Source organism: Candidatus Hydrogenedentota bacterium, from assembly GCA_012523015.1.
Lineage (GTDB): Bacteria > Hydrogenedentota > Hydrogenedentia > Hydrogenedentales > CAITNO01 > JAAYBJ01.
Genome location: JAAYJI010000355.1, coordinates 1 through 11,774, shown reverse-complemented (window position 1 = coordinate 11,774; position 11,774 = coordinate 1). Strand labels below are relative to the sequence as shown.

Here is an 11,774-nt window from a genome sequence, read left to right as displayed (position 1 = left end):
CCCAAGGACTGGCGGGAACACTCCAATTAACCGAAGATACGCTGGATGTGAATCCGCTCACTGCAAACATATCCGACAAAGCCTTCGTGGCACATGCTGCCTATAACCTGAAGGACGGCTCTATCTCCGGCGAAATTGCGGGCACCTTAACCGAAATAGAAAAGACACCGCTTCATCATATAGCAAATAACCTGTGGATCGGCGGGAATATCGGTTTTCAAATCAACGGAAGCTACAAGCCCGGCGGCGCCGTTGAACTGGCGGCATCCATGGATGTAACGCAAGGGCTCGTTGCCTTTGAATGGTGGCTGCGCAAAATCCCCGGGGTGGGCGCTTTTATTAAAGAAATAAGCGTATCCATCGTTCCCGGTAAGACGCTGAAAATACTGGGAGAAGCCTATATCGAAGACACCCATATTTTGGGTGATTTTGAATATGGACGCCACGAGGACAAATGGAAGGTGAAAAGCATCCGTGTTGATGTGCCCCACCTAGAAGTGAACAGCGCGGGCAAATGTATTAATATTCCCTACACAATTAGCGGCGGCTCATGTACCGGAGGTTTCTTCCAAACCACCGCAGCAGGCAACATTCCCGGCGATAAAATAGATACCTTGGGCGGTGTATTTGATGAGGGGAATTTTTTGGCGCAAGATGGGGTGACGCCGCTGCAGTGCCGAGATGCCAAAGTACAGGTTACCTTGGACACCATCCAAGGTCAACCCAGAACGGCAGTACTCTCCGTGAATAGTGCCCAAGCAACGGTGCCTCCCTTTGGTGAAACCTGGCTCCTTCCTTTGGGTTCCGATGACCCTGAATATACAGACGATTTCGCGATTCAATATTTCGAAGAAGAAAAGATTCGGAAAGAAGAAGCAATCAAAAAAGGAGAAATGCTTCCTGAGGACGAAACCAGAACATGGACCTTGCTCCTTCATACGGATTCGATTGTCATGATGCCTTGGGAAGGACATAACTTCGACGCTGAAGTATTGATCGACCAAGAAAAAACAGCCTTTCGTTCATGTACCGCTGATATAGGTTCCGGTCATGCCGAAGGCACATATATCATGGAAAAAGAAAGTAAGATCGCTACGCTCACGGCACAGGCGAAAAACATCCCCGCACGCTATCCTATACGTCATCTGGAATTACCTGAGATCTTGGAAGGAGAATTATCCGGACAAGTGACCTACACCATGAATCAGGACAAGCCCAAAGAAACGCTCCACGCCGAGGGCGATTTTGTAATCACCCAAGGCCATTTTCTTGCCGACCCGCTCCGTGAAACTTTCAAACATGCCTTTAGCGACGCTTTCGCAACCTTACATCCCGCTGCCCTCCAATTCGACCGAGCATCTTCCTCTGTTACCATTGAAGGCGATCATATCCATACGAAAGATCTTCTCATTCAAATGCCGGGAATGAAAATTAATGGTAACGGTTTATGGATTCTCGACGGAGAAATGGATTATAGGGTGGATATTGCTGTGACTCCCGACTTAGCAGAACAGCTTCCCATATTACGAGAAAGCTTTAATGTGCAAGGCTATCGAATGACCCAACGTGATATCGAATTGGGCTTCCGCATCACCGGTCCCACCTTTAACCCGGTCGGAGAATTGGCGGATTTGCCGCATATCGGTGTCACCCTCGTAAGCGGCGCGGCAGAAATGACAGGTGAAGCCATGAAACTGCTGGATACACCGCGCCAGATGCTCCTTTCCATCTTTCGAGTTGGCGGCGGTATCCTGGGCGCCACACGAACGCAGCAACAGCAGATGCAGGAGAAACACGAAAATTCAGGCTCCGAAAAAGTGCGGCGACGCCGATAGACTTAAGACGTCAATCCAACTATGACCTTGCCCTTTCATACAGACCATGAAAGCATCGCCATGGATGGTGATACAAGAAAGGGCACTGTGGACGCTGAACTGATCTACCCTTACAGAACAAAGAGACAGGCGCCGATTAAAAACAATTCAATGTAGAGATGGATCAAAAAAGGAAGCAGCATATTCTTCCGTTTCATACTCCACAGCGTCAAGACCACGGAAAAAACGCCCATACCCAGTGCCTCGATCAGCGGCTTTTGGAGATGGTAGAGTACTTCCGAAAGGGGGATCAACACCCATCCCCATGTTGCATACTTTCGGACAGCGATGCGCAGCAGCTCATAGCGATGCAAAAACTCCCAGCCCAAAATCCACGATACCATCCATACCAAGGAACGCATCGCAATTGTTGAGCGCGACTCCCAAGATAAAGCTGCTTGGATGAGGTAAGTTTGCCGCAGTGATGGAATGAACGCAACGCTTAGTACGGATAGAGAACCAAGACCCAAAAAGACGGCAAGCAGCATCCAATCGACCCTCTTCCACCCCCGGAAGGAAAACCAAGACCATTCCATCTTTGGCAGACAAAAACAAAAAGGGATAAGAAACCAAAAGAGGAATTTGAAGAGGTCAAAAGAATTCCAAGGCGAGAAAGACAGCCAATTCGGCACCTGCACGTTTAGAACACGCCAACAATCTACGGGATGCCACCGAAATACAGTCCAATCGATGAACCACGAAACACGAAGAGACGCCAAGGCGTCCACGGTCAAGACGACCGCAACATAACAAGTAATCCCCAACAACAGCAGACCGGAATGGGTCTTCTTCTGAAGCGCGCCCTCTTTCGTATCAAGTTTTGCTGGGATCATGACGGCTATATTTTTTCTTTTCCGGCCATGGACACAAATCCCAACAAGGACATTCGCCACATTTCGGACTGCGCGCATGACATAAGGCACGACCGTGATGAACCATATATTGTGAATACATAGTCCATTGTTCTTCCCGCCAAAGGGCTCTCAAATCTATTTCGATCTTTTCAGGATCTTGTTGCTTTGTAAAGCCTAGACGATTGGAAACACGTCGGCAATGGGTATCCACAACAACAGCAGGCATATGGAAACATTCACCGAGCACAGCATTGGCGATTTTCCGACCGACGCCCGGCAATTCCAATAAGGCTTCCATGCTCTTGGGCACCTCTCCCCCGTGCTCTTCTAATATCTTGCGCGCACTGCCCCGTATGGAACGCGCTTTTTGGTTATAAAAACCGCAGGAATGAATATCTTTTTCCAAGGTTCCCGGTTTCGCATCAGCAAAATCATGCAGCGTTTTATATCGTTTAAAAAGATCTTCACATACAATATTTACGCGCGCATCAGTGCATTGTGCCGCGAGAATGGTCATGACCAACAATTCAAAAGGAGAACGAAAATCTAAGGTGCATTTGGCATCGGGATAGGTCTTCTCCAAAATATCATACAACGCCAAAGCCCGTTCTTTTTCCTTCTTCGTGATTACTTTCTTTTTCGCCAACGCATAATCTCCTCAGCTGATTTGCAGTTTACGATACACTCTGATGTCAGCCCGCCTTTACGGGCAATTCCGAGTCCGAAGTATACGTTGATCAATCCTTCACTACGGTGTGCATCGGGGCCAATACTAAAGATAGCCCCTTTATCAGCCGCCTTATATAAGTGACGCCAGTCCATATCAAGACGATTAGGGTTGCCGTTGATTTCTAATGCTACCCCATTCGCAACAGCGGCATCTACAACTTTATCCACATGGACGGCGTAGCCCGGCCGCGACAATAAGAGACGCCCGGTCATATGGCCGATGACATCCGTATGGGGGTGTTCAATTGCTTTGATAAGCCTCTTTGTTGCCTCATCCACCGTCATTTCAGGAGCTTGATGTATGGAAGCGATCACAAATTCGAAGCGCGATAATACCTCAGTGCCATAATCTAAAGAACCGTCTTCGAGTATATCCGCTTCTATGCCTTTAATAATCCGAATTTTGGTGAGACGGCTGTTCAAGGCATCGATTTCCCGCTGCTGTGCATACGCTTTCTCTATGGGCATCCCTTGTGAGAGAACGTAATTTTGGCTGTGATCTGTAATGACTATATAGCTGTAGCCTTGCGTCTCGGCTTCAAGTGCCAATTCCTCAAGACTATCCTTCCCATCACTCCAAGTACTGTGACAGTGGATGATTCCCTTGAGATCTTTTTTCGTTATTAAATCCGGTGTTGCCTTCAAAGAAAATTCCCAATCGCCCTCTCGTAACTCAGGGGGGATAAAAGGCATTCCCAGCGCCTCATAGATTTCCTCTTCATTGGTACAAGGAATCCGACTCCCGTCGGAACGGCGCAATTCTTGACGCGTCAACACAAGACCGCGCTCAGAAGCACGCCCTTGAAGCATTTCAAAATGCTTATCGCTGCTTGAACGCTGCAATAAGGCAAAAGGCCACGCTTCGTCCCCAATCACTTCCAAACGGGCAGGAATATCCGATTCGGTGAGAACAAGACTACTGTTTTCCTCAACAGCAAGAATGCGGAGCGACGGGTGATAGCTGTGATAATGATTCAAAAGGGCTTTTCTATTGCGCGCCGCAGCCAACAAGGCGATTTCGGAAATAGTCTCCATAGAACGGCGCAATTCGCCTGTCACGGCTAGGTGGGTAATCTCCGTATAGGTAGCCAAATGGCGGTACAGTTTATCCGATTGTATCCAAGCATTATGAATGAGATAACGGCCTTGTTGCGCTTCCCAAAAATTAAGTGCTTTCAGAAAGTGTGCCTGTTGCGCTTGCCCATAGTCCCTGTGCTCTGCGATTTCGTGCCGCTCACAGGCGTGTCTCAAGGCAGCGCAAGAATCGATTCCTAAATGCTGATAAAGATGCTTGATTGTTTTAATCTTCATACCCGGCAAGGCATAGAGATCAAGCAGACTTTTCGGAAAAGCTGCGCGCATCGTTTCAAGAGGTGCGAAGCGGCCGGAAACTATCCACGCTGCTACCGCATTTTCAACCGCGGCGGTACTGTTGAGCGTTTCATGAAGTCTTCCATTGTTATAAAGCAGCTGAAGGGGCTCTTTCAATTTGTTTATAACTGAAGCTGCATGTAGATAAGGGTGCCTTTGAGAATTACTATGGCCTGCAATCTTCTGCCAAAATATTAATTCTTTTAAAAGACCGTAGAGACGGTAATTGTCGGTGAGCTGGGCTTTCCCGCTTGTGGCACGCATTGAAGTATTCGTCCGGCAAGTGGTCATACAATCTCCGGCACAACCCAAGGTTCACGATACGGGCGCTTTACATAACTATTGGCTTCGCTGTCGTCAATAAAGCCTTCAGTATCGGCGTCAATACTAAGTTTTCGCCCGGTACGATAGGCAATGTTTCCGTAATGAGCAAGCAAGGTGGAGCGATGCCCCAGTTCGATATCAGCGTTGGGTCTCTTTCTGCTGCGGATACAGTCCAAGAAATTACTGAGATGATCCGTGTTAGAGCGTTCAAAATAGCCATGCTCCACTTTTACGGATTTGCCGTCTTTGTCAAAGACCTCCCAGCCGCCGCCGTGACGACCCAGAAACATTATTTGTTCCGTGCCATAAATCTCTACGCGCGTGCCGCTGAAAGGCCAGTTGGGCAGCATGTCCAGATCGCGTACCTCCATGGGTGTCTTTTTCATATAAGGCGCCCACAAGGTCTGCTCAAAGACCATCGTCAACGTGTCAAACTCCCAATTAACGGTATGCGTATCAGGTGCCTCCTGCGCATCATCGAAATAGTGTTTGTTGCCGGCAGAACATACTTTTTGCGGTAAAGGCTGGTCGATCATCCAATGGGCAAGATCAATTTGGTGGACGCCGTCATTAATAATGTCGCCGCCCGAATACGCCCACAGCCAATGCCATGCATAATGAAAATGATTCTCATTGAAGGGGCGCAGTGGTGCGGGGCCTAGCCACATGTCATAATTCACACCGGCAGGCACTTCTTTGTCTTCTTTAAACGATACGTTACCGTGCCGTTTACTGTTCATGACACGGACAAAATGAACCTTGCCAAACTCTTTGGAATGAACATGCTCATAGGCCTTATGACAATACTCGGCACTTCGATTTTGTACACCCATCTGAACGACGCGCTCATACTTGCGCGCCGCTTTGACCATTTGCTGACCTTCCCAAATGCTGTGGGAGGCAGGCTTTTCAACATAGACATCCTTGCCCGCTTGGCACGCCCACACAGTACCCAAAGCATGCCAATGATCGGGAGTTGCCATGAGTATGCCGTCCAATTCGGGATCATCCAACATTTCTCGAAAATCTTGCATACAGACAGGGCGCTTGCCCGTGTGATTCTCTACGGCTGAAGCGCGTGGTTCAAAAAAATTGCTGTCCGGATCGGCCAGATAGCGTAATTCGACATCGGAACGCGTTGCCGCCAGGGGCGCTAAAAAACTGCCGCGCCCACGCAAGCCCATCAATCCCAAAATAACGCGTTCATTCGCGCCCAAGGCGTTTATGGAAAAACTTACCGGTGCAGCTGCTGCGGAAGCGAGAAGGGTATGTTTTAAAAAATCGCGACGGGTTGTAGAACTCATAGAATGCTCCCTTCTAAGAGGCTGACTGCAAAACATTTATACAGGAATCAGGGGAAATTCTTCAGCGGCGAATAAAGCATGAAACGCTCTTATTGAACCACGCCGATAGTCAAAAGCAAATTGGCATAAATACGTTGTTCGCCGGTGACAATCTGCAAACACGTTTCGGGACCGGAGGCTTCATCGTAAAATTCATAGCGGCCGTACCTGTCCAAATCAATTTTAGGCAGCAGTTGTTCGAATTCTTCAAAGATATCGGGCTCAAATCCATCTTCCGGTTCCATTACAGCGGCCTCTTCCACCGGAATCGCTGTGAGCAGCACACGCAGCACTTCCGTCACGGTGGGCATACCGGGAGTCAAATTGAGATAGACTAAAGAGGCATTTTCACCCAGCATGGTACTGGCGGGATAGTTGCCGTCAGCAATTAAAATCCGTGAACCGTGCCCCGCACTCGCAAGGGCTTCAAGGATTTCAGGGTGAATCAAGGTTTGTTTCAGCATAATCATTTCCTTTGTTAAAGTGACAATATATTTTGATTTGCAGGAACTATCATATCCCCGTTGCAGTCTTGAAAACAATTGAACCCAATAAAACACTTCATTACAGAACTCCTGCCGAAGTCTTTTTTCAGGAAAGGGTAGCAAGTCAAATTTGAACCTGCGGCAGGCAATCCGCAGAACTCAAGTGTGGGCGGCTCACGATATTTCCGGAATACAGCGATTATTTCTTGATTAATTGAAGGAGAAATCGTTATCTGATATTTTTTGTGTTGAGATAGCCGCCGTCCATCGGCACCAAGCCAGCCTTCAAAACTATAGTCATCGCTGTTGCATGAAGCCGTCAAATAGGTTTTGAGTCCCGATGCAACATAGTATCGGCCCGGCGGCGGATGAATACTGCCCTTCACAGGACTGTCAAGCATCAAGGTCAGGATACCGCCTTCGGTAGATAAACGTGGTTCTAATCGCTTATCCTGATCCAGTAGAAGATCAAGTTTCGTGTACTGGATGGTATCTTCTTCGTCACCAATCCATCCCCCAAAAAACATCCCTTGTCCAAGGACAAGCGATATGCTAAGCTTGGTTCCTTTCAAAAAAGAATACTGTCCCGGATCAACGGGAGCAAAATAACAGTTGTCAACAGAAGCGGGCAGAGAAAGATCCAACGCCGCGGTTTTTTCCTTCCCGGCTCTTCCGAAGTGAGCAATTAGATGCCGATCACAATCCATGACAAGAACCTGTTGCGGATCTATGCTGGTAATATCGCCGCTCCATCCCAAAAAGCACAGCTCCCCTCCGGAGGGCGGAAAAGCATATAAATCGACTTCCGCCCCATGCCGATAGCCGTGTGTCCCGGGCAAGGGCATGATCAAAGGAAGAACGCAGTCTTCCAATCCGACTGTCGTAATCGTGAGTTGGTGATCTGCTTTGAGAAAGGACGCCGTTACACAACGTTCTTTGTCCATGATTACAATCAATTCATCGCTAAGCGGGTTCGACTGAGGCGATAAATCCCCTTCCCAGTGAGAAAAGACTGAATCCGGACTTGCCTTAGCTTTGAGCGTTACCGTGCTGCCCTCAATGATGAATGACGGATTCTCCTCATTTATTTCGACCGTACCCACGCCTTCGCCTGTTGTCGAAAGATGAAGCCCATATAAAGGTAGTCCGTAGAATGCGGTGTAGCTCATAAACTCGTTTACTTCTTTTAAAACATAGGGGTTGTCAAAATATCGTTCACCATGGGAAGACATCCAATATTGAAAAGACTTATCAGATAAAGGCTTCGCGTAAAGAGTCGCTGCCGTACCTTTGGCTATGGTGTAGAGCCCTTGTGGGGGACTTGTCTCTGCGTTGGCGTCTGAGGCATCCACTCTAAACCAAAGGGCTTCCCGTCCAAAGGAAAGATTGACCTGTGTTTCTTCTTTTACTTCCAAGGGAAGAGGATTGTCAATAGAAAACACTTCGCTCCCGTCGCCGCGTACAATATGCCATCCACCAAATGCAAAGCCTTCAGAAGCTTGGGCTTTCAGCTCCACATGCATAGCTTGTGCCACATGATAGCTGCCCGGCGCGGGACTCATAGATCCTCCCCCCGTAGAACTCAAGACCAAAGGAAGGGTTTCATCCTTGATAAAATGCGCCTGTATATGACGATCCTTATTCATGGGCAACTGCAAGGTCATCGCCCGCCTATCAGAAGATTCAGGTAGATCACCTTCCCAATGATCAAAGGCAAGCGCTTCATGTGCGTGCAAAGAGGCACACAGCATCACGGTCGTATAATCACCGGCAAAGCCGTAGCTGCCCGGGGCCGGTGTCAAAGAGGATGCAGCCACCGTTTCAGCTTTGCCCTCCACCCAAGATTCCACGGTCAGCCGGGTTTGTGCATCACCAAAGTGCGCCGTAAGCTGACAATCTTCAGTCATGGCCACATAGATTTCCGGAGCAAGGGCTTGGGTATTCGCAGATTCTTTGGGGAGCCTTCCCGACCATCCGTAAAAAGCGGAATCTGAATCCAATGGAATTGCCTGAAGCGAAATTACTTGACCATAAGGAATGAGCGCAGTTTCTTCTTCGCTCTCAAAAGAAGGGATAACCCTTCCGCGTCCTTTGCCTTCCTCCTCTATGTTAAAAGAGAACTTCCGTTCAGCTTTTTCAAAAACGGCACGATACACCCCGTCAGTAACCGGGCAGACATAGAATGACAAATCGTCTTCATGGAGAGGGACGTGACAAATTTCGCCGGCTCCGTTTTCCCAATGTTTCAAGCGGCAGCCCGGCTCCGGCAGCGCCCAAATCCGCCATTCTAATCCGGCGGCAAGGGCGTAGGTACCACGTTCAGGCGCCACATTTCCCAAAGCGCTCCTGTCAATTTCAAGACAATAGCCTTCGCGCAGGAAAGTGGCGATCAAGACCGTGTCCTCCCGAAGAACGAAAGAATGTTCATAGTAGGGCGTTCGTTCTTGTATGCCGCTCGTTTGCGGAGAGACTTCAAACCATCCGGCAAAATAACTCCCCTCTTCGGGGCGCGCTTCCACATGAAGGTTTTTACCTGATTCATGAAAATAGGAACCCGGCTGCGGCAGAAGCGTGCCGCGCCCTGTTCCCGACGCAACGATGTTGAGGGAATGGTAGACCAACCCCGACGGGAAAGCCTCGGAAAAAACAGCTTTAATATTCATCGATTGCGATACGACAAAACTGATTTGCGGATCGGTCCCGGAAAGATCCCCCTCCCAATGGGAAAAGATTTTATTGCTGTTGGGCTTGGCTTGGGCAGTCAATTGGGCTGTTGTCCCGCGCTCAAAGGTAAGCAGCGTGTCCGGTGAGACGGAACCCTCTCCTTCAATTTCAATACGAAGTTTACAAAATTCGTCGGGAATAAGGAGTATGACCACTACGAACAAAAAAAAGAGTACACCAACACTGGTCAGGACAAGGCGGTATTTGCGAAGGTTGAACACGCTTACTCCTGAAATACAGCCAAATGGCGGTTAATTGTTCTGCATATTTGCGGACGATCCGGTCAACGGGGCGGATAGCGCCGCCCATGGGTCACGCTTCTTGGGCGCGAATGAGATTCAAGGCGCTGCCGGCACGGTACCACGCAATTTGCGTCTCGTTATAACTATGGTTCGCCTTGATCGTATCGGTGCTGCCATCAGCATGACGCAGCACAATGTCGATGGTATTGTTGGGCGCGAAATCATCCAGATTGAGGATGTCCACGGTATCATCTTCTAAGATCAAATCGTAATCAGCAGGATTGGCAAAGGTGAGCGCCAAAACACCCTGTTTTTTCAAATTAGTTTCATGAATACGTGCAAAACTCCGTACCAATACGACACGTACGCCAAGATGTCGGGGTTCCATAGCCGCATGCTCCCGCGACGAACCTTCCCCGTAGTTTTCATCGCCAACGACGAGGGTCGCCACACCGGCGGCCTTATAGGCGCGCGCAGTACCCGGAATATCACCATATTCCCCGGTCAATAGATTTTTGACGTTGTTCACTTCGCTGTTAAAAGCGTTCGTCGCACCAATAAAACAGTTGTTGGAAATATTGTCCAAGTGCCCTCTGAAGCGCAGCCAAGGTCCCGCCATACTGATATGGTCGGTCGTACATTTTCCCAAGGCTTTCAAGAGTACGCGCAGGTCTTTCAGCGTGGATTCAGCATTGGCGGGGAAAGCTTCCAACAGGTGGAGACGCTGAGAATCAGGCTGTACAATAACTTCAATACTTGTTCCATCCGATGCGGGGGGAACGTAGCCGCAGTCCTCACAATCAAATCCCCGTTCAGGTAGTTCTTCGCCGGTAGGAGGTTCAAGGCGCACTTCTTCTCCTTTGTCATTTATCAAGCTGTCCGTAGCGGGATTAAAGCGAAGATCGCCCGCCAAGGCGAGGGCGGTCACCATCTCCGGAGAAGTGACAAAGGCATGGGTCTTGGGGTTACCGTCATTACGTTTCGCAAAATTACGGTTGAAGGACGTAACAATGGTGTTGTTTTCGTCGTCGGGCCCTGAACGATGACGCGCCCACTGACCAATGCACGGGCCGCAAGCGTTGGCGAGTATAACCCCGCCCACATCGGTGAAGGCATCCAAAATGCCATCGCGTTCTAACGTAAAACGCACTTGCTCCGAACCGGGCGTAATCGTAAATTCTGATTTAGCCCGCAGCCCTTTTTCATGGGCCTGTCGCGCAATGCTCGCGGCACGGGTCATGTCTTCATAAGAAGAATTGGTACACGAGCCGATGAGCCCGACCTCTACCGTGCAGGGCCAATTGGCTTTTTCTGCCACTGTTCTCATCTTAGAAACAGGCGTCGCCAAGTCCGGCGTAAAAGGTCCGTTGAGAAGGGGCTCCAGCGTATCAAGATCAATTTCAATAAGCTGATCATAGTATTCAGCGGGGTTCTCGTAGACTTCGGGGTCGGGCCGCAAACACGCTTCAACAGCAAGGGCAGCTTCAGCAACTTCCTGTCTGCCTGTAGAGGTGAGATAACGAACCATACTGTTATCAAAGGCAAATAGGGAGGTTGTAGCGCCTACTTCTGCGCCCATATTACACACGGTACCTTTGCCGGTACAGGATATGCTTTCCGCGCCCTCACCAAAATATTCGATAATCGCGCCGGTACCGCCTTTTACGGTCAGAATATCGGCTACTTTTAAAATAATGTCTTTGGACGAAGCCCAGCCGTTCAGACTGCCCTTGAGATGGACGCCGATTAATTTCGGAAACTTTAATTCCCAAGGCATCCCCGCCATCACGTCCACAGCGTCTGCGCCGCCTACGCCAACGGCAACCAT

The 11,774-nt window shown here is 49.2% G+C and carries 8 protein-coding genes; 1 reads left to right on the top strand and 7 read right to left on the bottom strand.

The window, feature by feature from the left end:
- Nucleotides 1-1,835: AsmA-like C-terminal region-containing protein (locus GX117_15380; protein ID NLO34710.1), on the top strand; the 1,835-nt coding region annotated here is incomplete at its 5' end.
- A 110-nt stretch (nucleotides 1,836-1,945) separates the two neighbouring features.
- On the opposite strand, the gene GX117_15375 is transcribed toward GX117_15380, so the two are convergent.
- The 7 genes from GX117_15375 to GX117_15345 all read right to left on the bottom strand — a co-directional run.
- The gene (locus tag GX117_15375; protein NLO34709.1) at nucleotides 1,946-2,707 is read right to left on the bottom strand and encodes a hypothetical protein; all 762 of its coding nucleotides are present in this window, start codon (nucleotides 2,705-2,707) and stop codon (nucleotides 1,946-1,948) included.
- Nucleotides 2,688-3,356: an endonuclease III gene (nth, locus tag GX117_15370; GenBank protein ID NLO34708.1), complete on the bottom strand. Its 669-nt coding sequence runs from the start codon at nucleotides 3,354-3,356 to the stop codon at nucleotides 2,688-2,690. Before nth ends, GX117_15375 begins: the two co-directional genes overlap by 20 nt.
- The gene (locus GX117_15365) at nucleotides 3,356-5,119 is read right to left on the bottom strand and encodes a PHP domain-containing protein (protein NLO34707.1); all 1,764 of its coding nucleotides are present in this window, start codon (nucleotides 5,117-5,119) and stop codon (nucleotides 3,356-3,358) included. The genes nth and GX117_15365 overlap by 1 nt, the downstream gene beginning before the upstream one ends.
- Complete coding sequence (locus GX117_15360; protein ID NLO34706.1) at nucleotides 5,116-6,456, bottom strand: Gfo/Idh/MocA family oxidoreductase; 1,341 nt, start codon at nucleotides 6,454-6,456, stop codon at nucleotides 5,116-5,118. The genes GX117_15365 and GX117_15360 overlap by 4 nt, the downstream gene beginning before the upstream one ends.
- Before the next feature lie 89 nt (nucleotides 6,457-6,545).
- Entirely contained in the window at nucleotides 6,546-6,959 is a 414-nt protein-coding gene (locus tag GX117_15355; protein NLO34705.1) for an RbsD or FucU transport, read from the bottom strand.
- 14 nt (nucleotides 6,960-6,973) lie between these two features.
- Nucleotides 6,974-9,925 (bottom strand): hypothetical protein, encoded by a 2,952-nt coding sequence (locus GX117_15350; GenBank protein ID NLO34704.1) that lies wholly within the window; start codon nucleotides 9,923-9,925, stop codon nucleotides 6,974-6,976.
- 91 nt (nucleotides 9,926-10,016) lie between these two features.
- A partial coding sequence (locus GX117_15345) for an aconitate hydratase (GenBank protein NLO34703.1) occupies nucleotides 10,017-11,774 on the bottom strand: 1,758 nt, incomplete at its 5' end.